At 67.0% G+C, this 21,418-nt stretch carries 19 protein-coding genes and 1 tRNA gene; 11 read left to right on the forward strand and 9 right to left on the reverse strand.

Going from position 1 to position 21,418, the window contains the following annotated elements:
* Positions 1-6 precede the first annotated feature (6 nt).
* From flgH to BHE75_RS25065, 5 genes are all read left to right on the forward strand, one after another.
* A complete protein-coding gene (gene flgH / locus BHE75_RS17300) occupies positions 7-735 on the forward strand; it encodes a flagellar basal body L-ring protein FlgH (RefSeq protein ID WP_015458106.1) in 729 nt (242 codons plus the stop codon).
* Between the two features lie 135 nt (positions 736-870).
* Positions 871-1,071 carry a hypothetical protein gene (locus tag BHE75_RS17305; protein ID WP_084653277.1) on the forward strand — a complete coding sequence of 67 codons (201 nt, stop codon included), beginning with the start codon at positions 871-873 and terminating at the stop codon, positions 1,069-1,071.
* A 534-nt stretch (positions 1,072-1,605) separates the two neighbouring features.
* The gene (locus BHE75_RS17310) at positions 1,606-2,025 is read left to right on the forward strand and encodes a DUF4383 domain-containing protein (RefSeq protein ID WP_070934594.1); all 420 of its coding nucleotides are present in this window, start codon (positions 1,606-1,608) and stop codon (positions 2,023-2,025) included.
* Positions 1,977-3,101: a hypothetical protein gene (locus BHE75_RS17315; protein ID WP_254684483.1), complete on the forward strand. Its 1,125-nt coding sequence runs from the start codon at positions 1,977-1,979 to the stop codon at positions 3,099-3,101. Before BHE75_RS17310 ends, BHE75_RS17315 begins: the two co-directional genes overlap by 49 nt.
* Positions 3,102-3,114: 13 nt before the next feature.
* Positions 3,115-3,399 (forward strand): hypothetical protein, encoded by a 285-nt coding sequence (locus BHE75_RS25065; RefSeq protein WP_245896924.1) that lies wholly within the window; start codon positions 3,115-3,117, stop codon positions 3,397-3,399.
* On the opposite strand, the gene BHE75_RS17320 is transcribed toward BHE75_RS25065, so the two are convergent.
* The 9 genes from BHE75_RS17320 to BHE75_RS17355 form a co-directional block, all read right to left on the reverse strand.
* The gene (locus BHE75_RS17320; RefSeq protein WP_368073067.1) at positions 3,377-4,966 is read right to left on the reverse strand and encodes an FAD-binding oxidoreductase; all 1,590 of its coding nucleotides are present in this window, start codon (positions 4,964-4,966) and stop codon (positions 3,377-3,379) included. The two genes, BHE75_RS25065 and BHE75_RS17320, sit on opposite strands and share 23 nt — an antisense overlap.
* Positions 4,963-5,940: an alpha/beta fold hydrolase gene (locus BHE75_RS17325; RefSeq protein WP_084653279.1), complete on the reverse strand. Its 978-nt coding sequence runs from the start codon at positions 5,938-5,940 to the stop codon at positions 4,963-4,965. Before BHE75_RS17325 ends, BHE75_RS17320 begins: the two co-directional genes overlap by 4 nt.
* A 504-nt stretch (positions 5,941-6,444) precedes the next feature.
* Positions 6,445-6,520 (reverse strand) — tRNA-Phe (locus BHE75_RS17330).
* A 35-nt stretch (positions 6,521-6,555) separates the two neighbouring features.
* Positions 6,556-6,762, reverse strand: coding sequence for a DNA gyrase inhibitor YacG (locus tag BHE75_RS23470; RefSeq protein WP_015458107.1), 207 nt, complete (start codon positions 6,760-6,762; stop codon positions 6,556-6,558).
* Positions 6,734-7,744 carry a ribonuclease gene (locus tag BHE75_RS17335; RefSeq protein ID WP_070934595.1) on the reverse strand — a complete coding sequence of 337 codons (1,011 nt, stop codon included), beginning with the start codon at positions 7,742-7,744 and terminating at the stop codon, positions 6,734-6,736. The genes BHE75_RS23470 and BHE75_RS17335 overlap by 29 nt, the downstream gene beginning before the upstream one ends.
* A complete protein-coding gene (locus BHE75_RS17340; RefSeq protein WP_070934596.1) occupies positions 7,737-8,327 on the reverse strand; it encodes a Maf family protein in 591 nt (196 codons plus the stop codon). The genes BHE75_RS17335 and BHE75_RS17340 overlap by 8 nt, the downstream gene beginning before the upstream one ends.
* Positions 8,328-8,361: 34 nt before the next feature.
* Positions 8,362-8,580, reverse strand: coding sequence for a translation initiation factor IF-1 (infA, locus tag BHE75_RS17345; protein WP_003049127.1), 219 nt, complete (start codon positions 8,578-8,580; stop codon positions 8,362-8,364).
* Positions 8,581-8,917: 337 nt separating this feature from the next.
* Positions 8,918-11,074 carry a methyl-accepting chemotaxis protein gene (locus BHE75_RS17350; protein ID WP_070934597.1) on the reverse strand — a complete coding sequence of 719 codons (2,157 nt, stop codon included), beginning with the start codon at positions 11,072-11,074 and terminating at the stop codon, positions 8,918-8,920.
* 341 nt (positions 11,075-11,415) lie between these two features.
* On the reverse strand, positions 11,416-11,838 hold the full coding sequence (locus BHE75_RS17355; RefSeq protein ID WP_015458111.1) for a flagellar biosynthesis protein FlgB: 423 nt from the start codon (positions 11,836-11,838) through the stop codon (positions 11,416-11,418).
* A 2,824-nt stretch (positions 11,839-14,662) separates the two neighbouring features.
* Here BHE75_RS17355 and fliG point away from each other — a divergent pair.
* The 6 genes from fliG (at position 14,663) to flhA (ending at position 21,056) form a co-directional block, all read left to right on the forward strand.
* Positions 14,663-15,697, forward strand: a complete 1,035-nt coding sequence (gene fliG / locus BHE75_RS17365; protein ID WP_015458113.1) for a flagellar motor switch protein FliG — start codon at positions 14,663-14,665, stop codon at positions 15,695-15,697.
* A 37-nt stretch (positions 15,698-15,734) separates the two neighbouring features.
* Complete coding sequence (locus BHE75_RS17370) at positions 15,735-16,415, forward strand: FliH/SctL family protein (protein ID WP_015458114.1); 681 nt, start codon at positions 15,735-15,737, stop codon at positions 16,413-16,415.
* A 118-nt stretch (positions 16,416-16,533) separates the two neighbouring features.
* A complete protein-coding gene (gene fliF / locus BHE75_RS17375) occupies positions 16,534-18,135 on the forward strand; it encodes a flagellar basal-body MS-ring/collar protein FliF (protein WP_187294038.1) in 1,602 nt (533 codons plus the stop codon).
* Entirely contained in the window at positions 18,132-18,515 is a 384-nt protein-coding gene (fliN, locus tag BHE75_RS17380) for a flagellar motor switch protein FliN (RefSeq protein ID WP_015458116.1), read from the forward strand. Before fliF ends, fliN begins: the two co-directional genes overlap by 4 nt.
* Positions 18,515-18,943 carry a helix-turn-helix domain-containing protein gene (locus BHE75_RS25245; RefSeq protein WP_015458117.1) on the forward strand — a complete coding sequence of 143 codons (429 nt, stop codon included), beginning with the start codon at positions 18,515-18,517 and terminating at the stop codon, positions 18,941-18,943. The genes fliN and BHE75_RS25245 overlap by 1 nt, the downstream gene beginning before the upstream one ends.
* Positions 18,944-18,971: 28 nt before the next feature.
* Entirely contained in the window at positions 18,972-21,056 is a 2,085-nt protein-coding gene (gene flhA, locus BHE75_RS17390) for a flagellar biosynthesis protein FlhA (protein ID WP_015458118.1), read from the forward strand.
* The last annotated feature ends 362 nt before the right edge of the window (positions 21,057-21,418 follow it).

Raw genomic sequence — 21,418 nt, forward strand, 5'->3', positions numbered from 1 at the left:
AGGGACATGAAACGCATCGCATCGGCGCTGATGATCGCCACCCTGCTTTCCGGCTGCAGCGTCGCGGACCGGCTCGCCAATGTCGGCCGCGCGCCGAAGATGTCGCCGATGGACGATCCCACCGCGCCGATCATCGAACCGTCGCTCGGCAACCAGGCGGCCGCCCACCGCGCCGGCCAGGCATCGCCGCCCGAACCCCAGCCGACGGGCGCCTCGCTGTTCCGCACCGGCGCGGGCGCCTTCTTCCGCGATCAACGGGCATCGCGCGTGGGCGATATCCTGACGATCCGGATCAACATCCAGGATCGCGCCAGCTTCGACAATTCCACCGCGCGCACCCGCGACGGATCGGAAAATGCCAGCCTCGGTCGCCTGTTCGGCCTGGAACCCGGCAATCCGGAGCTGGTGGGGGCCAATTCGGCTTCCAAATCGACCGGCAGCGGCAACACCACCCGCAGCGAACAGATCAACATGACGATGGCCGCGCTGGTGACGGGCGTGCTGCCCAACGGCAACCTGCTGATCCGCGGCCGGCAGGAGATGCGCGTCAATTTCGAGCTGCGCGAGCTGATCGTCTCCGGCGTCGTCCGGCCCGAGGACATCGCCCGCGACAACAGCATCGCCCACAGCAAGATCGCCGAGGCGCGAATCAGCTATGGCGGGCGCGGCCAGCTCACCGACGCGCAGCAGGCCCGCTGGGGCCAGCAGATCTACGACGCGCTGTTCCCGTTCTGAACGCAGGGGCCGGGGAGGAAACTCTCCGGCCCTTCGCACGAACGGCCGCCGTGGGCTTTCCTCGATCCGGCGGATATTTGGGCGTTTCGAATCTGTAGCTTGGCGGGCGCGCCATGCACTCGCTAAGGCGGCGGCATGAGCATCATCGCCACCATCATGAACGCGGCCACCGGCCAACCCATCCAGAAAATGACCTTCGGCCGCATGCCCAAGCCCTGGGTGAGCCTCACGCTCGAATCCGGGGAGAAGGTCACCGCCGAGCGGATCGATGTCGGCAAGCCGGCGCCCGGCAAGTTCGTTGCACCTGTCGAGATCTGGGTGCGATCGAACGGCTGACCCTGTCACCGAATGATTGCAATCCCGGTCACTTGATCCAACGGATGAATTTTCCAGAAATATTCCTGCATGGGTATTTCAAGTATCTGCCAAAATAATCCGGCCGGTCATCGCCGAAATACTCGAACGAATTTGTCGGGTCCATCTAGGGCAATACGCTGACCATAGGTATTTGCCCCGATTGCGTGAAGCGCTGATCTGGCCGCTATCCGGATGCGGTGGAGGCAATGTGCAGAACCGGTGCAGCCAGCGCCTTCACGCGGCGATCATGTGTCGGCCCAAGCCGAAGGCGCCGCGCTTGCGACATGTCGGCAACGTCACGACAGTGAACGCCGACTTTGCTCGTGGTGCAGCGCTTGGCCGCCATCCAAAAGCAGACATTCCTTCAGTGGCACCTGCAGTCCCTAAGAACTGCCAATTTCCGGCATAATCCGATGAGGATGCCCTGATACGGATGCGGTTCCGCCCAACCCTATCGGCTTCTTAATTGGATGATGCTATCGGCTACCTTCAAGGTTTGGGGGAGAGAGGGGCATGAATCAAGTCAGGAGATTGGGCTGGGTTTATTTCGTCGGCTTCATCGCGGTTGTCGCCATCGGTTATGTGCCGACCTTTCACGATGCGCAGGGCAACCTGTTCGGCCTGTTCAAGCTCGACCTTTATGACGACAGTCTACACCTGGCCTCGGGCCTGTGGGCGGGCGCGGCGGCGGCGATCTCTTATGGCGCGTCCCGCCTTTATTTCCGGCTGTTCGGTCCCCTCTATTTTGCCGATGGCGTTCTCGGCCTGTTGACGGGAAGCGGTTATCTGGACGGTGGCATCTTCCTTTATGGGCCGCTCGATCTGCCGTTGACGACACGGTTCTTCGCCAATCTTCCGCACCTCATCATCGGTGGCGTGGCGATATGGATCGGCTATCGGCTGGCCGCGCGCGTCTCCGCACTGCCGGCGTGAAACGCCGCTGGAAGATTACGCTCGGCCTCGGTGCCGTCGCCATCGCGGCGATAGCGGCGCCGATGGCCTATATCGAGATCGGCTGCCGATCCCCGATGTCCGGCCTCGTCCAGGGAGATTATCGATCGCTGCTTTCCGAAAGCGATCGCCGTCCCGAGGCCCGGACATGGCTCACCTATCCCGAATGGCATATCGTCTATTCGGCCGACAGCCTGGGCCGCCATCTGGCGGCGGGCCGGCCGCCCAGCAGCTATCCCTATGGCACAGATATCGCCGCCTTCTGGTCCAGCTTCTGCGCGCTGAATGGCGTGACCCGGGAGAAAGGCGACGCCGGCGACGCCAAGATCATGATCTATACGATCGGGATCAGCTATACGGCCGAACTCGCCATCAAGGCGGCTTATGAGCGGACGATCGGCCGCTTCGCCGAATGGTTCAGCGGCTGGACCAGCGCGGACGATCGGCATGCCGCGCGCACCCAGCAAGCCTATGGCGCCTTCATGCATGAAACGCCGTGGTATCGCTTTCCCTTCGGCGAAGCGCTGGCCGAGGAATGGCGGACGGAAGAAGCCGATCTATTGTTCCGACATTGGGAGCGCCGCTTTGCGCTGACGGCCGAATATGGCGTCAAGGCGGGCTATGCCTCGCTGATCGACAGGGCGAGCGGTGCGGCGCTCGGGCGGGATGCCCTGACGATCCGTTTCGTGGCGCGGGCGACGCCGCAAGCCCTGTTGGAGATCGATTCCCGGCTGAAGCCGGTGCGCACGCTGCCCGGCGGACTGGTGGAGGTGGAAGCCCCCCGATACGCCCAGTTCAGCGCGTTGCTGGCCAAGCTTGCGGCATCGCCGGTCACGCTGGTGGAAATCGCTGGCAATGACGACATCTTCCTCACCGCAGCGCTGCCCCGGGCCAGGGTGTCCGGGCTGGGGAATACCGGCCTGCTGTTGTCGATGCCGCTTGGGGAGCGGCCAGGATGGCGGCGCATCGGCGTTTCGACCAAGGTGGCCGCGCTTCTGCCGACCATGCGGCGGATCGAGGCTGCCGGTGGCACGATCGAACATGTCTACGATTATTAGACGCGGAATGCGGGTGGCCGCGCAGCTCGGGCTGGTGCTCGGCGGCTGGCTGGCGATCATGGCGGGCCTGCCTTTTGTCGGTCCGGCCGGGAGGCAGGTCGCCGTCGTCGGCGATGCCGCGCATGCCGCCAGAGCCATCGCGGCAGCGGGCGGAGTCGTTGTCGAGCGCCGCCGGGGCGCGACTCTCGCGCGCTCCGATGACCGCGGATTCGCATTGGCGCTCTATCGCCACGGAGCGCCGCTCGTCATCGAGGGGCGGATCGCGGCGGGCTGCTTCAGCCGGTCTGCAACCCGGTGACGGCCGGCGCATAGCGCGCATACCAGGTGTTGCCGAACAGCCCGTCCGGGTCCCAGCGGCGCTTCTCGGCCAGGAAGGCCGGCAGCTCGGGATAGGAACGCACCAGCTGCGCCGTCGTATAATGCAGCTGGTAGGGCAGGAAAAAGCGTCCGCCCTCCCGATCGCACAGATCGATGAGATCGCTGGTGAGCCTGGCCATCGCCGCCGTGCCCCCGGCATCGGCCGGCTGGTTCAGATAGAGGACGACCGAGAATGCCGGCTTGGGCGCATAGCTCAACGCATTGACCTCCGCCCCCACGGCGCGGATCGAGGCATTGACCAGATTGACGTCCTGTTGGCGGAACAGCGCCCGCATGCCATCGATGAACGGCACGAGGCGATCCCGCGGTACGAAATATTCATGCAGGATGTCCGTCTCGCGCGGCAGCGCGTCGCGCAGATAGGCGACGCTGTCGTGCATCGGATCGTTGCGCGAGACAAGGCAGGCTTCGCCGTCCCCCATCGCCTGCGCGCGTGGAATGGTGCAGCTTTCCAGGCGATGTTCGACATTCTTTTCCGCCCACCACTTCGCCGCCTTGAAGAAGTCGTTGCGCTTGGAAAGATTGACGGTGAGCCGCCGCAGCTTGGTCGACGACACCTCTCCCAGAGGCGCACGCGGCAGCGATTGATCGGCCGGCACCTTGCGGTAGGCATAAACGAGCGCCTCCTGCAACAGGCTGCCGGGTGCGGTCGACAGATGCGTGTAGGTGAGGCCAATGGCCGGATCGGCCTCGATCGCGGCGAAGGTCTCGGGGAAATCGCGATAGCTGATCAGGCTTCGTTCGGATCGGTAGACGTCATTGGGAACGACTTCCAGCTCGGCGGACAACAGCACCCCGAACAGCCCGTATCCCCCCACCACATGCGCAAAAAGATCGGCATTCTCCGTCCGCGAAGCGGTTACGATACGGCCGTCGGCCAGCATCAGCCGCAGGCTGCGGATCGAACCCATTACGGCACCCGATTGGTGATCCATGCCATGCGCGTTGACGGAGATGGACCCGCCGACCGTGAAGATGTCGGTCGACTGCATCGCCTTCACCGCGAATTGCGGATGGATCGCGTTCTGGATCGCATGCCAGGTCGCCCCCGATCCCACCGAAACGGTGCGCGTATTCGCATCGAGCCGGATCGCGTTCAGCCCCCGCATGTCCAGGATCACACCCCCGGCACGGAATGCCTGCCCGCCCATGCTGTGCTTCATGCCGGCGGCGGTCACCGTCAGCTTATGCGCCCGCGCATAGGCGAGCGCGCGGGCGACGTCCGCCTCATTGCGGACTGCCACCACACCGGCAACCGGCGTGCGGTTCAGGCAGCTCGCATCATTGATCGTGCCCGCCCGCTGCGCCCAATTGGGCTCCGCCACGGCTGCCGGCACGCCTGCCAAAGCGGAAAGCGGCGGCAGGATGCCGGCGCAATCCTTCGGCCCCGTGGGATCGGCGGCCAACGGCAAGGCATAAAGGGCGGCACCCCCGGCCGCGAGCGCAACCACGGACACGGTGACCAACAGCTTATGTCGCCTCATCATTTCCCCCTGTCCGGTGCGGTCGCTGCGTCCAAGGCCCCGAAAAACGCCGCAGGATCCTCAATATGCGGAATATGTCCCACGCCCGGCAAGCGCGTGAAGGATCTTGCGCGGGTCAAGGCGGCTATATGTTCGCCCTGAGCCGGTGGCGTCACTGTATCGGCGGCGCCCCAGATGATCGCGACTGGTCGCACGATCGCGGCCAGCCGCTCGCTGCGACGGCTCCATCCGCCGTCATCCGCGGCGAACAGCACCGGCAGCCACGTTGCATAGTCGGCCGTGGTCCCCGGTCGCCGCATCGGCTGACGCAACGTCGTGATCCAGCGGTCCGTCATATCCTTACGCGCCACCATGCTTCTCATGAGCGGGCCGATCGCCCATGGGTTTGTTAGGGTGGCAGATGTCAGCGGCTGCGCGATAACGGCGGTCGACAACGTCCGTTCGACAAGGCTCCCCGAGCCAACTGGATCGAGCTTGCCCAGGGCTGCATCGACCAGAATCAGGCTGCGCACTTGCGCTGGCGACCTTAGGGTCAACTCCGTCGCGGCGCCGGCACCGAAGCTGTGGCCCACGACGACAGCGGGCTGATCGGTGGATGCCCGGAGCACTTCGCTGAGGCGAGCCGCTTGGCTCACGCGGTCGTATCGAGCTGCCGGATCCCTTGCCGAATAACCGAACGGTGGAATGTCCACCGCGATGACGCGCCAGCCTTGCCTTGAAAGATGAGCGGCTACATCGCGCCAAAAACCGCTCCAGGCCGCAGTGCCATGGACAAGTAGAATAGGTGATCCGTCGGCCCGGCCGCCGATCGTGGTGGCAACGGCACCAAGTGACGTTTCGATCAACGTCGTGCTTGGAGGAATCGAGGCGTCGGATTCGCGAAACCAGGCCAGCAGCCGCAAGCTCGCCAACAGGATCAGGAACGCAAGGATCAGCACGCCCGACGCGAAGATTGTTCTTCTTAGCAAGCGCCTCATCCGCTCCCCTCCCCCTGGAATCGAATATGAGAACAGGCATTACAAAGTCATTGCCAGATTATAAAACCAGCGAACTTTCAATGCGATTTGGCAGTTGCCGCTGACAAAGCGGCCACCTCAAGTTCAAAATCGGCTGCACAATAGCTGTCATCGGTTCGGAATGAGAACGATGACCGGTTTCGGGAGGCAACCAGAGGCCGGAACGGCGGCTTTAAGCGCCTGCCAAACGAACTTCGAACGTCCGGAAAGTCGACGAGTAGAGACGATCAGTTGTCCGTTTCGGTCATCCACGATGGGATATCGCGCCGGACACGAAGCACGCGCCAGACGTCAATATGATCTTCCCGCTCAAGATCGGAAACGAGATAACGAGCCAGCGTTCGGAAACGGTGAGCATGACAGTATCTGCTCCGCGTCGGTATCCGATACCGTCGATAGACCGTCAGCCCGTCTGTTTTCCAACGGACATTTCTGGATGCCTGCGGATGCTTCCGGAAGGGGTAATGGTGCCCAGGGACGGAATCGAACCGCCGACACCGTGATTTTCAGTCACGTGCTCTACCAACTGAGCTACCTGGGCAGGAAGCGTTGGAGCGCGGCCTATAGACAAGGCTGCTAGGGCCTGTCCAGCCCGTCTTCGACAATTTCTTGCCCCTCCGGATCGCTGGCCGGGCCGGGGGTGCGATAGGCCTCGCCGAGCCAGTTCAGGAGATCGCGATCGCGGCAGCCCTGGCTGCAGAAGGGGGCGTGCGCGGGGGTGGCGGGAGCGCCGCAGAGCGGGCAGGCGCCGCGCTTACGCCGGGAGGGGGCCGATGTGGACATGCCCGCTTGATATGGCGAGCGAAGCCTCGCTTCGCAAGGCGAGCGGAAGGCCGCGGCGGCGCTCCAGCAGCGCCTGCCAATCCGGGCGCGCCGCGATCGCGGCGATCACGGCGGGCGCGGCGGCGATCTGGACGGTGCCGGCACCGGCGGTGCGCTCCGCCCGGCGCAGGAGGGCGCGGGCCGCAGCAACGACCGGTTCGCTGCGCAGCAATTCGGGCAGCGAGGCGCGGCTGCGGCGGCGGACGATCTGGAGGAAGCCGAAGCCGTTGACGGCGGTCCGCTCGAACGGCTGGGGAAGCTCGGCATCGACGGCGGCGGCGGCGGCCTGGCGATCCACCTTGGCGCCGACGGTGGGCAGGTCGATGCCGATCGAGCCACTTATGCCCATCCGGCGGATGGCGCGGGCTGCGGCGCGGGCGCCGGCCACGGCCAGCTCGGCCGGCGGCAGCGGGCCATCGACGTCGAACAGGGCCATGGCCGGCGTGAGGGAGAGGCGGAGCGCACCGCCGGGAAAGGCGATCTCGCCGGTCAGCGCCTCGTCGAGAAGCTCGGACCAGCCGGCCGCCTCCAGGCGATCCTCGCCATGGCTGGCGAGACGGACGACGGGGATGCCGGTGGCGGCGATCCGCTGGAGGAGATCGGGGCCGTCCGTGGGCAGCGCATCCGGCGGCGCGGCGCGGGCGATGGCGCGCTTCGGCCGGCCGGGTTCGGGAATGGCGGCGCGAGTGATCTCCACCAGCAGGCGGGCGCCTTCGGTGACGCCGCGCGGCGGCGGCTCGATCAGCGCCTCGCCGCCCTCGCCTTCCAGCGTGACGACGGCGCGGCGGCCGGGAATGAGGACCTTGGTGAGCCGGGCCGGAATGACGGCGCCGGCGCGGGGGCCCGCGTCGTCGGGCTCGATCGCGGCTTCGAGGATGCGGCCCTGATCCACCAGCGCGGCCCGCGCCTCGCCGATGCCGTCCTCATAGAGCCATTCAGCCAAGATCGCCTTCGCCGGGCATCACGCCGCCGGCTTCCAGCAGCGCGCGGGTTTCGAACAGGGGCAGGCCGACGACGCCCGAATGGCTGCCGGAAAGGAAGCGGACATAGGCTTCGGCGCGGCCCTGTATGGCATAGCCGCCGGCCTTGCCGTGCCATTCGCCGGACCGGAGATAGCGATCCACCTCCGCTTCCGTCAGCCGCTTGAAAGTGACGATCGAGACGGATTCGCGATGGCGGGTGCGGCCATCGGCATCGATCAGGCTGACGGCGGTGATGACGCGGTGGCGGCGGCCGGAGAGCAGTTCCAGGCAGCGGCGGGCCGTGGCCTCGTCCTCCGCCTTGGGCAGGATGCGTCGCCCGGCCGCGACCACCGTATCGGCGGCCAGCGTCACGCAGCCCGGATGCCGCGCCGCGACGGCGGTCGCCTTCTCGGCGGCCAGCCGGCGGGCATAGGGCAAGGGCAGTTCGCCGGCGCCCGCCGTCTCGTCCACCTCCGCCGGATCGACGGCGGCGGGCACGATACCGAGGCGGGCAAGCAGTTCCAGCCGGCGGGGGCTGGCCGAGGCGAGGATCAGGGACGGCATAGGCGGCCCCCGGCCGATCGCCCGAGACGGCCGATCACTTGAAGCGATAGGTGATCCGGCCCTTGGTCAGATCATAAGGCGTCAGTTCGACGAGCACTTCATCGCCCACCAGCACGCGGATGCGGTTCTTGCGCATCTTGCCGGCGGTGTGGCCGAGAATCTCATGGTCGTTCTCAAGCCGGACGCGGAACATGGCGTTGGGCAGCAGTTCCACTACTTGCCCGCGCATTTCGAGCAGTTCTTCCTTAGCCATCAGGCCCCTTGATGTTAGAGTCGCGTGGAGAAAAATCGCGCCGCCTTAGCGCCAAGCAGCCAAAAAGGGAAGGTCGACGATGCGGCCTTCGCGTTTTTCGGGCATCCGGCGGGGGCCCATTTCCAACGAAGTTGAGGAAGTTGAGGATATAGAACGCATCTTCAACTTCGTGCCCGATATGGTGATCCGGCTTGCCGGAACAAGGCGAATCCGCCCCGTCCGGGGACGAGGCGGATCATAACGCAACGCAACTATTGTAGGACAGGCCGGCCCCCTGCCCGCCGTCGCGGGATCGGGGGCCGGCGGATATCGGCCCGAACGACGGGCCGGAGCCACTTCAGGCGGCGAGCCGGCCGGCGCCATGGCCGCCGCCGCGATCTTCCGACCCGATCCTGAACTGGGATGCCTGTTCGGAAAGCGCATTCACCTCCGAATTCAGGTTGCGCGCGGCGGCCGAGGTCTCCTCCACCATCGCGGCATTCTGCTGGGTCGACTGATCCATCGTCGAGACCGCGACGCTGATCTGCGAGATGGCCGACGACTGGGCCTGGTTGTCGCTGGCCATGCCGTCGAGCAGGCCATGCACCTCGCCCACGCCCTCGGCGATGCTCGCCAGCGCATTGTCCACGCGCTGGACGGCCTCGACGGCGGTGCCGATGTCCGTCTGGGTGAGGGTGAGCTGATCGCGCGCCTTTTTGGCTTCCTCCTCGGCGCGCATGGCAAGCGCGCTGACGAGATCCGCGACCACCGCGAAGCCGCGGCCCGCCTCGCCGGCGCGGCCGGCTTCCACCGCCGCGTTCATGGCGAGAACCCGGGTCTGGAAGGCGATCTTGTCGACGCCCTCGATCACCTCGTCGATGCCCTTGGCGCTTTCGCGCACCCGGTCCATCGCCTGCACCGCCTCGTCCGCCACGTTGCGGCCGCCGCTGACGGTGGAGATCGCCTGATCGGCCCGCTGCACGGTGCGCGTCGCGGCCTTGGCGGTCGCCTTCAGGCGATCGTCGATCTGGGCGNGCGCGGCAGAGGTCTCCTCCAGGCTCGCCGCGTTCGCCTCGGTGCGGCGGGCGAGATCCTCGGATGCCTGGGCGATTTCCTGCGATCCGGTACGGATGGCGCCGGCGCTCTGCATCACCGCGCCAATCATCCGGCGGAGACCCGTGACGGCTTCGTTGAAGTTGGCCTTCAGCACGGCATAGGCGCCGGGGAAGTCGGTCCGGATCTCGGCCGTGAGATCGCCGTCGGTGAGGGCCGCGAGCCCATCCCCGATCGCGCTGGTGATGAGCTTCTGCTCCTCGGCGGCGCGGGCATCGGCGGCGGCGCGATCGGCGGCCGCCTGGCGGAACACGTCCGCCGCGCGGGCCATCGTGCCGATCTCGTCATGGCGGTCCGTCTGCGGCACGGCGAGATTCTCGCCCTTGGCGAGGCGATCGACCGCGGTGCTGAGTTCCGCCATCGGCCGACCGATGATCGAACGCGCGGCATAAAAGAGCCCGGCGAGCGCGGCGCCGACGATCAGGATGCCGCCGACGATGAGCTGCCATGCCAGGCTGTTCGCCGGCGCGTTGATCGTGGCTTCGGGCACGTCGAGCACGACCGCCCAGGTGGTGTTGAGGCCCTTGAACCGGACGGGCCGGATGGTGCGTTCCACCGCGACGCCGCCGATGTCGATGTCGTCGAGCGTGATCGTCTCGCCGCTGGCGATCGCGGCCTTCACCTTGTCCAGCCCCGGATCGGCATAGGGCTTCATGCGCAGCGCCGCATCGGGATGCGCGACCCACATCGCCTGGTTGGAAAGCAGCATGACCTTGCCGGTGCCGAACGGCTTCAGCTTGCCGAGGCGCGCCGAAATGTCATCGAGGGCGAGATCGACGCCGGCCACGCCGACGACCTGGCCGTCCGCCTTTATGGGGATCGAAATCGACGTTATCGTCACGGGCTTGCCGTCGACTTCCTCGACATAGGGTTCGATCAGCGAGGGCAGGCCGCTGTCACGCGGCGTCTTGTAATAATCGCGGCCATATTCGCTGCGGCCGTTCATCGGCTCGAGCACGACATTGCCCGCGCTGTTCTTGACCCAATAGGCCATGAACTCGCCGGTTTCCGAGCCGGGGCGGCCGACATTGGCGGCATCCTGGCCATCGAAGCCATTGGGTTCGGCGACGACCCAGCTTCCGAGGATCAGCGGCGACGCATCGATATTGGGCTTGAGCGTCGCCATGGCGAGCCCGCGATCGCGGGCGCCGGCCTGGCGGAGCGTGGCGACCGTCGCCGTCATCGAACGGGCGGTGGCCTCGACGCGGCCAAGCTCGGCCTCGAGCGCGTTGGTTTCGGAATCCGCCTGCGCGGTGGTGGCATCGCGCGACAGCGTTTCGACCACCGAATTGGACTGGTAGATGATGAAGGAAAAACCGAGGACGAGCAGCAGCCCGATCGATAATCCGGCCACCGTCATCAATTTGCCGGCGATGGCCATCCGGCTGAACATTGCGTGCATAACGTTCACCTGCGTTCGGGCCACGATCGAGCGGTGACCTCTTTATCTGGGTCGGCCGGTCCATCGGGAATGCATGGGCGACCGGGCATGGCGCGGGTGGCGATCGCGGAGGATCGGCACCCTAGGTTCATTATATGAAGGGCACGCGCCGCGGCGGGCGATCCGGCAGCGAATATTACGCATTTTCAGCATGAGCCGATCGGGAATGGCGTCATGAAGGCCATATCGCGCATGTCCGGGGCCTCGACATGCGCGAACGCCCGCTTGCCGACCGGCGAGCGGGCGATTTCCATGCGCGGCGGGAAACGGCCGGCCCCCGGCCGTGGGGCCGCCGCCGCCCCTCAGTTGCGGCCGATCGCGCTTTTCAGGAGCGACATCTGCTTGCGGTAGAGGTTGGTCATCGCCGTGAAATCGGCCTGCACCTGCCCCATCTTCAGCAGTTGATCCTCGATCGTGACGTTATTGCCGTCGGGCTTGGTCTCGGTCGTGTCGCGATCCAGCACGACATTGCTGCCCGCCTGCGGCGGCCGGGCGCCAAGCGCCGCCATGCCGCTGGTCAGGCTGATGCGGGGGCGGACCACGCGGGGAGCGCCGCGCGTGCCCTGCGCCGCCAGCAGTTCCGAAAAATCGGGCGCCTCCACCTCGCGCGCCTTGAAACGGGGGGTTTCGTTATTGGCGATATTTTCCGCGATGACGCGCTGGCGTTCGGCCAGATGCTTCATCGACTGGTGGATGCCGGTGAGGAGCGTGGGCGCGGTGGCCATGGCTGTTTCCTTGTTCCCCGCGATCAGGCGCCGCCGGTGAGGCGGGTGAGCGCGGCCTGATAATTGGCGAGCTGGCGCTGCTGGTAGGCCGAACCCTGGCCGTTGAGCGTGCCATCGACCTGAGCGGCCTTGGTGGAATCCCAATAAAGCGAGCGATAGGCCGTCTGCGTCATCGAGATGGCGGATTCGAGCTGCTTGGCGGCATAGGCCGCGTCCTTGGCGTTGAGCAGGTTGAGCGCCGCGCTGAGATTGAGGCCGAAGGTGCCGCCGGGCTTCACCTTCGGGTCCTTGTCGCTCGGCGGCTTGTTGGCGGCAAGGCGGGTCGATTCCATGCCGAGCGTGACGAGCGCGTCGCGGCCTTCGGCCCCCGCCACCAGCTCGACGGAGCGGCCCGCCTTGGCGGTGACGCGCAGCTTGGTGACGCCGTTGATCGTCGTCGCCATCACGCTCGCGGCATTGCCGGTGATCTTCGATATCTTGGCCGCGAGCGACTTCATCGTCTCGCCGGCCTCGATCACCACCTTCTTCACCCGGCCGCCATCGACGCTGACGCTGAATTCGTCGCCCGCGCGCAGCGTCGTCTGCGAAGTGAGCGTGGTCGCTTCGGCGGGGTTCACCGTGCCGCGCGTGAGGCCGAGCGCGCCCAGCGCCGTATCGCCGCCGGTGGCGGCGGAGACCAGCACCGGTTCGGTCTGCTGCGTGGCGCGGCCGAACTGGCGGGTCGTCTCGATCGCGCCGGTGGCGGCGTCGATGCGGCTGACGAAACCGTCGACCGCGCCGGTGCGCGTGCCGCCGNGATCGCCGGTGGTACGGCCGCCGACATAGAGCGCGCCGTTCATGTAAGCGACGCTATCGATCTGGTCGCTGCCGGCCGAGGCGATATAGGTGGTGCTGGCGCTGCCGAGCGCGGCATCGATGCGGGTGACGAAGCCGTCGCGGCCGCCCGCCATGCCGTTCACCTGCGCGCCCGCGATCGGCGCGATGGTGGCGCCGACCACGGCGATCTCGCCCGTATCCGAAACCGCGATCGCGCGCGCATCGGCAGTGCCGAGCGTGATCGACCCAAGCTCGGTCGAAAGCGCCTGCGGATCGACCTGGCGGAGCTTCGCGGTGCCGCCATCCTCCTTGGTCAGGATCAGGAGCTTGCCCGATCCGTCGACGGCCAGCGCCGTCACCGTATCGGCGCCGCCGCTGTCGATCGTCAGCCGTTCCTGCACCTTGCCGTTGGCATCCAGCCGCGCGACATAGGCATCGCCGCCGCCGGTGGAGGCCTTGCCGCCCACGAAGATCGACCCGTCGGGGCCGACCGTGACGGCGGTGGCGCTTTCATTGCCGACCTTGGCCACGGTGGTGGAGAATATCTCCGCCCCGTCAGCGCCGAAGCGGGCGACCAGCATGTCGCTGTCGCTGCCCTGCACCGTGCCGGCCACGACCAGATCGCCATTGGGCGCGATGCTGATCGCGGCGCCGCTCGATTCCCCGGCCAGCCCCAGCGTGCGCTGCCAGACGACCTTGCCTTCGCTGTCGAGCTTGGTGAGGAACAGATCCTTGTCGCCATCGGCGAGGTTGGCGCCGAGATCGCCTTCGGTGGTGCCGACGACATAGCTGTAGCCCTGCGCATCGGTGACGATCGCGCCCGCGCGCGTATCGGCCAGCACCTGCGCGGGCTTGGGCGCGTCGGCCCCGCTCGTCCCAGTCTTCTTCGCATTATTGGCGGAAAGCGCGGCCTGCGCCGTGCCTTCGCGATCGATGCCGGCGATCGATCCCGAAATCGAGCGGTCGAGATTGCCGGCGGGATCGTCGAAGGTTAGCACCTGGACGCTGGCCGGCGCGTCGAGCGCGGTCTGGCCGGTGACGACCATCAGCCGGTCGTCGCCGCCCACCTGATCGATCGCGATGCGTTCCGACCCGCTGACCTTGAGCGTGAGGCCCCATTTGCCGTCATGTTTCTCGACCGCGAAGCTGGAATGCCAGCGCGCCTTGGGGTCGCCATTCTCGTCGAGGACGATGTTGCCGGCCGTATCGCGCATCGGCACGGCGGCGATGGCGGCGTTGATCGCGGCGGCGACGGAATCGAGCGTCGGCGGCTGCGTGGTCTGCGAGAGATCGACCGTCACGCTGTCGCGGATCGATCCGCGCGACAGATCGATCTTCAGCACCTCGTTGCCGGTGAGGCCGGGGACCGCGGCGTCGCGCGCGGTGCCGACGCCCTTGGCGATCACCTGATAGGCGTCGGCGCTCGATTTGACGCCGACGCTCTCGGTCATGCTCGTCGGCCGGCTGAAGGAAAGGTTGACGAGATCGCTGGGCGCCTGGCCGAGATAGGCCTTGAGATCGGCCAGCCCCTTGGCGAACGTCGCCTCCAGCGACTTGCGTTCGCTGGACGAGGTGGTGAGCTTGGCCGCGCTGTCGGCCAGCACCTTGAGGTTCACCAGCGCCTTATAAGCGGTGAAGGAGGTCTGGATATCGGGCAGGTCGCCCAGGTCGGTGCCCGCGCCCTTGTCGATGATCGTGCGCATCGCCTTGATCGCGGCGATCTGTTCGGACGGCGACTTGGCATCGGTCTTCACCTCCCACGGCGCGGTGACGACCGGCGTGGTGAAGGCGGCCTTGGCCTTGATGACGGCGGCGCTGTCGAAGGTCGTGCCCGAACCGCTCTGGAAGCCGTTGGTGCCCGAAAGGAGGCTGAGACCGACCAGCCCGCTGGACAAATTTATCGTCAAAATTTCCTCCGCCGATCGGGCCCGTGCCGGGCTTCCTCCTATAAGATAGAGGGATCGAGGCCCGGACGGCCGCGAACGCGCCAAATTTTTGGGAGCATGGCATGAGCGTTATGGTGCCGGTCGCCGAGCCGGCGGAGCTGAAGAAATATTCCGGCGCGCAGCGCGCGGCGGTGGTGATGCTCGCGCTCGGCCAGGAACATGGCGCGCCGATCTGGGAACAGCTTTCGACCGACGAGATCAAGGAGCTTTCCGCCAGCATCGCCCAGCTCGGCCGCGTGCCTTCCGCCGTGGTCGAACATCTCCTCGTCCAATTCTCCTCCGAAGTCTCCAGCATGGCGACGTTCCACGGATCGTTCGAGACGACCGAGCGGCTGCTGGAAGGCATTCTTCCGCCCGAGCGCGTGAAGGAGATCATGGAGGACATACGCGGCCCATCCGGCCGGACGATGTGGGACAAGCTTTCCAACGTCAGCGAGACGGTGCTCGCCGGCTATCTGAAGAACGAATATCCGCAGACGGTGGCGGTGATCCTGCACAAGCTGAAATCGGACCATGCCGCGCGCGTGCTTTCGGAACTGCCCGAGGAGCTGGCGACCGACGTGGTGATGCGGATGCTGCGCATGGATACCGTGCAGAAGGACGTGATCCAGCAGGTCGAGCTGACGCTCAAGAGCGAGTTCATGAGCAATCTTTCCCGCGCCCAGCGCCGCGACCCGCACGAGACGATGGCCGAGATGTTCAACGCGCTCGACCGCCAGACCGAGGAAGCGATGCTCTCCGCGCTGGACGAGCGCGCGCCGGAATCGGCCGAGCGCATCCGCGCGCTGATGTTCACCTTCGAGGACCTCGCCAACCTGCTGCCCGCCGCGATCCAGACGATCGTGCGCAACTGCAACAAGCGCGAGCTGGCGCTGGCCCTCAAGGGCGCGCCGGAGGAGATGCGCCAGATGTTCTATGCCGGCATGACCGAGCGCGCCGCCAAGCTGATGCGCGACGACATGGCCGCCATGGGCCCCGTGCGCGCCCGCGAATGCGAGGAGGCGCAGGCCAACCTGGTGCGGCTGGCGAAATCGCTCGGCGATCGGGGCGAGATCATGCTCGTCGATCCCAAGAGCGACGATGCGATGATCTACTGATCCGGCATCGCCGGCAGGACATGATGAAAGGTCGACGATGGAGGCAGCCATCCACGTAAAGCCCTTCGGCTTCGATCGCGTCTTCCGCTTTCCGTCCGCCCCGGAAGAGGCGCCGCCGGCATCGGTGGACGAAGCCATCTTCCAGCAGCGGATCGCGAGCCTGGAGGCGGATATCGCCCGGTTGCGCGCCGAGCATATCGAGATCCTCGCCCGCGCGCGGAGCGACGCCTTCGCGGCGGGGCTCGCCCAGGCGCGGTCCGAACGCGACGCGGCGGTGCTGGCGGCGTGCGACGCGCTGCACGCGACGCTGGACGACATCGACGCCCGCATCGCCCAGGCGACCGAGGCGGTGATGAAGGACGCCGCCAAGCTGGCCTTCACCGCCGCCGAGGTGCTGGCGGGCCATGCCGTGGAACAGGCACCCGCCCGCGCGGCGGACGAGGCGCTGGGCCGCGTGCTGGAGCAAGTGAGCCGCGGCACCCGCATCGGCATCCGCGTCCACCCCGCCATAGCCGAGGATATGGAGCGGCTGATCGCGGTGCGGGTGAGCAAGGAACGGCGCAAGCTATCGCTGACGGTGATCGCCGACGAGGAGATGGCCGAGAGCGACGCGCTGATTTTCTGGGAGGAAGGCGGCCTGGCCGTCGACGCCGCCCACCGCCGCGCCGCCATATTGGCGGAGCTTGGCCCGCTGCTGGGCGAAACCAAGGATAATTGAAGAAAAAGACGCGAAGAGAATCTGCACCGGCAAGAGTTGCCTAGTCGATATCCTCCTATAATGGAGGTGCAAGGGCAGCGGCCTTTGTGATCGAAACACGAGGCCAGCCTTGGACGGAATGCGGAATTTGATCGCGCAGTTGGGCACCCGCCGCCTGCTCATCATGGGCGGCGTTGCCCTGGCGCTGCTGCTGGGCATCGGCGCGCTCGCCCTGAGAGGCTCTTCTTCGGAAATGGGCTATCTCTACACCGATCTCGAACCTTCGGCCGCCCAATCGATCACCGAGAAGCTGAAGGCCCAGGGCGTGACCTTCCAGCTTTCGCCGGACGGCACGTCGATCCTGGCGCCGGTGGACAAGCTGGCCGAGCTGCGCATGGCGATGGCCGGCGAGCGGCTGGGCGGCAAGATCGGCTATGAGGTGCTTGACGCCGAGGAACCGTTCGGCGTCTCCTCCTCCCGCGCCAAGATGAACGAGACCCGCGCGATCGAGGGCGAGCTTGCCCGGTCGATCGAGAGCCTGGAGCGGGTGAGCAAGGCGCGCGTCCATATCGTGATGCCCGAGCGCGCGATGTTTGCCGCCGAGCCGCGCAAGGCGACCGCCGCCGTCACCGTCAAGACCAGCGGCAAGCTCACCGGCGAGGCCGTGCAGTCGATCCGCTACCTGGTTTCCTCCTCCGTTCCGGAACTTGCCCCCGAAAGCGTTTCGATCGTCGATCAGTCGGGCGCGCTGCTGGCCCGCGCGGGCGAAGGCGGCGGCGCCGGTTCTTCCGAGATCGAGGAGCGGCAGGCCGCCGTCGAGGCCCGGCTGCGTTCGCAGATCGAGGCGATGGTCGAGCCGATCGTCGGCACCGGCAAGGTGCGCGCCGAGGTTTCCGCCCAGCTCGACCGCGACCAGATGCGCGAGGAAGCCGAGATGTTCGATCCCGACAAGCAGGTGATCGCGCATCAGGTGACGGTGGAATCGGGCGAGCAGAATGACGAGAGCGCGGCCGGCGCCGAAGGCGTGACGGTTGCCACCCAGCTTCCCGAGAATGAAGGTCCGATCAACGGCAACGGCCAGGATACCCGCCGGTCCGCGCGCAACGAATCCTCGGAAGACATCACCTTCCAGAACAGCCGCACCCAGACGGTGAGCGTGCGCAGTCCCGGCAAGATCAACCGGCTGACCGTGGCCGTGATGGTCGACGGCGGGCCGAAGGGCCTTTCGCAGCAGCAGATCCAGCGGCTGACGCGCCTCGTGGAGAATACCGTGGGCTTCGATGCCGAGCGCGGCGACAGCGTGGTCGTGGAAAGCATGGCCTTCGTGGCGCCCGAGGAGCCCGGCCTGGCCGATGGCGCCCTGCCCTTCGGCATCACCACGGACAATCTGTTCAGCCTGCTGAAGGTGCTGGTGCTGGCGGGCGTGGTGCTGATCGGCATCCGCATGCTGCGCCCCAGGCTGATGCCCACGGCCGCCAACGATGCCGAGCCCGTCCTGCTGACCGGCCAGCAGCCCGAGATGCTGGACCTCGCCACCCGCGCCGCCGACGGCGACGAGGAGGCGATGCGCCTGCTGGAGGAGCTGCGCCAGGGTGAGGAGGTGCCGATGCTCGATCAGGAGATCGCGCTCGCCCAGGTCGACGGCCGCATCAAGCTATCCGCGCTGCGGCGCATCGGCGACGCGATCGCCGCCAATCCGGCCGAATCCGCTTCGGTGATCCGCCAATGGATGAACGCATGAAGGACGACGAGATGACCAACGACCCCGAAGCCCGTCTGCTGGCGCCGACCCATTTCGGCCCGGAAACCGGCGAGACGGCGGCCGACGACCAGGCGGAAGGATGGAATTACCGGGCCGCATCCGCCGCGCCGCCCTCCGCCGACGACCTGCAGGCCGTGTTCGACGTGCCGGTGAAGGTGCAGGCGGTGCTGGGCCGGTCGCGCATGGACATTGGCGAGCTTCTGAAGCTGAAGCCCGGCGCGGTGGTGGAGCTGGATCGCCGCGTCGGCGAGCCCGTGGACATATTCGTCAACAACCGCCTGATCGCCCGTGGCGAGGTGGTGCTGATCGACAGCGCGCTGGGCGTGACGCTTACCGAAATCATCCGGCAGGATCGTTGATGCCACCCGATGGCGCCCACCTGCTGCTGGTCGGCGATCCGGCCAGCGCATCCGAGATCGCGGCCGTGATGGCGCGCGCGAACCCGGATGCCCTGGCCGTGTGCGAAGCCACCGGCGAGGCGATCGAGCGGCTGGGCCGGACCCGCGGCGACATGGTGATGATCGACGTGCCGGTGGACGTGCGCGACATCGTCGCCCGCCTGCGCGGCGAGGCCGGCGCCGCGACGCCGGTGCCCGCGCGGATGATCGACGCCCTCGTCGGCCGCACCGTGGCCGAGGTGGAGCGCGCCCTAATCCTGCGCACCCTGGCCCATTGCCGCGGCAACCGCACATCGGCGGCCACCATCCTCGGCATTTCGGTGCGGACGATGCGCAACAAGCTGAGAACCTTCATCGAGGACGGCATTCCCGTCTCGCCGGCGGCCTGATCCCGGCCGCCCGCCCTCGGAGCCCCGCATGCCCATCCAGCTCGAACAGTTCCTGAACCGGCTCGGCCCCGGCCGCGACCTCGCGCTTGCCGGCGGCATCATCGCGATCATCGCGATGCTGATCCTGCCGATGCCGGGATGGATGCTCGATTTCGGCCTGGCGCTTTCGATCACCGCCTCCGTCCTCATCATGATGACGGCGCTGTTCATCGAAAAGCCGCTCCAGCTTTCCAGCTTCCCGACGATCCTGCTGATCGTCACCATGCTGCGGCTGGGCCTGAACCTGGCCTCCACCCGCCTGATCCTGGGCCACGGCCATGAAGGCCACCAGGCGGCCGGCGGCGTGATCGCGGCGTTCGGCGAATTCCTGATGGGCGGCGAGACGGTGATCGGCCTCACCATCTTCATCATCCTGATCGTCATCAACTTCGTCGTCATCACCAAGGGCGCGGGCCGCATCGCCGAGGTGGCGGCGCGGTTCAGCCTGGATGCGATGCCCGGCAAGCAGATGGCGATCGACGCCGATCTTTCCGCCGGCATGATAACCGAGGCGCAGGCGCGCGAGCGCCGGGCCGAGATCGAGGCGGAGAGCGGCTTCTACGGCGCGATGGACGGCGCCTCCAAATTCGTGAAGGGCGATGCGGTCGCCGCCCTCCTCATCACCGGCATCAACATCGTCGTCGGCCTGATCGTGGGCGTGGTGATCCACGGCGTGCCGTTCGGCGATGCCTTCCGCACCTATACGATCCTGACGGTAGGCGACGGGCTAGTGAGCCAGATCCCCGCGCTGATCGTCTCCACCGCCGCCGGCCTGCTCGTTTCCAAGGGTGGCGTCGCCGGCAAGACGGGCGCGGCGCTGGGCGACCAGCTCGGCCGCTATCCCAAGGCGTTCGGCATGGTGGCCGCGCTGATGGCGGTGCTGGGGCTGGTGCCGGGCATGCCCTTCATCCCCTTTGCCGGCCTTGCCGCCCTGTGCGGCTGGTTCGCCTGGAAGATGACGCGGCGGAACGAGGCGGAGGCCGCCCGCACCGCAATGGCCGAGGCGATGGCGCGCGAGCAGGAAAGCGCGCAGGCCGAGGAGCCGATCGCCCGCACGCTGGCGATCGACGCGGTGCGGATCGAGCTGGGCTATGCCCTCCTCCCGCTCATCAACGACAGCCAGGCCGAGCCCCGGCTGGACGATCAGGTCCGCGCGCTCCGCCGGCAGATGGCGATCGATTACGGCTTCGTGCTGCCGTCCGTCCGCATCCTCGACAATATGGCGCTGCAGCCCAACGAATATGTCGTCTACGTCAAGGAAACGGAGGCGGCGCGCGGCGAGCTGCGGCTGGACAAGCTGCTCGTCATCAACCCCGCCGGCGGATCGGCGGGCGTGCCGGGCGAGGAAACGCGCGAGCCGGTGTTCAACCTGCCGGCCCTGTGGATCGACCGGTCGCTGCGCGACGAGGCCGGCTTCCGCGGGCTGACCGTGGTTTCCAGCGGCACGATCATCACCACCCACCTGACCGAGATCGTCAAGGACAACATCGCCGACCTGCTTTCCTACACCGAGGCGCAGAAGCTGCTGACCGAGGTGCACAAGGAATCGGAGAAGCTGGTTTCGGATATCGTGCCGGCCAAGATCTCCGTCTCCGGCGTGCAGCGCGTGCTGCAGAACCTGTTGGCCGAAGGCGTTTCGATCCGTGACATACCGACCATCCTGGAAGGCATCGCCGAAGCCACCGCCTACACCCAGAACCTCACCCAGATCACCGAGCATGCGCGCGGCCGGCTGGCCCGCCAGATATCGGCGGCGCAGACCCGCGAGGGCACCATCCCGATCGTGACGCTGGCCCCGCGCTGGGACCAGGAGTTCGCGGAGAGCATCGTCGGCCAGGGGGACGAGCGCCACCTCGCCATGGCGCCTTCCAGCCTGCAGGGCTTCATCGCCTCCGTGCGGGAAACCTATGACCGGCTGGCCTCGGAGGGCGAGATACCCTGCCTGCTGACCAGCCCGACGATCCGCCCCTTCGTGCGATCGATCATCGAACGGGTGCGCCCGGCGACCGTGGTGCTTTCGCAGAACGAGATCCACGCCCGCGCCCGGATCCGCGCGATCGGCACCATCGGATGAGCCGGATTGGCGCAGGGCGCGACCCGACCGCGCCTTTCCATCCTATAATGGAATGTGAGGTGCGAAACGCACCGACAGGAAGGGCCGAATGACCATATCGATGATTGCCCCGGCCGTTGCCGCATCCACCCGCCCGCAAGGGGGATCGGCCGGCGCCAGCGCGGCGGCGGCGGGCTTCGGCGCGCTGATCGGGGCCGGCNCCAATGCGACGGCGGAAGGCGGCGCGGCGCCGGTGATGGCCGGAAACCAGGCCGATCTTCCCGCCCAGCCCGATACGCAGGCCAGCCAGATCGCCCAGACGGCGGCCCCTTCCCTGCCCTTGCCTTCCGAACAGCCGGCTCCGGCCGACGATCCGGCGCCGG

The organism is Edaphosphingomonas haloaromaticamans, from assembly GCF_001853345.1.
GTDB classification, from domain to species: Bacteria; Pseudomonadota; Alphaproteobacteria; order Sphingomonadales; family Sphingomonadaceae; genus Sphingomonas_E; species Sphingomonas_E fennica.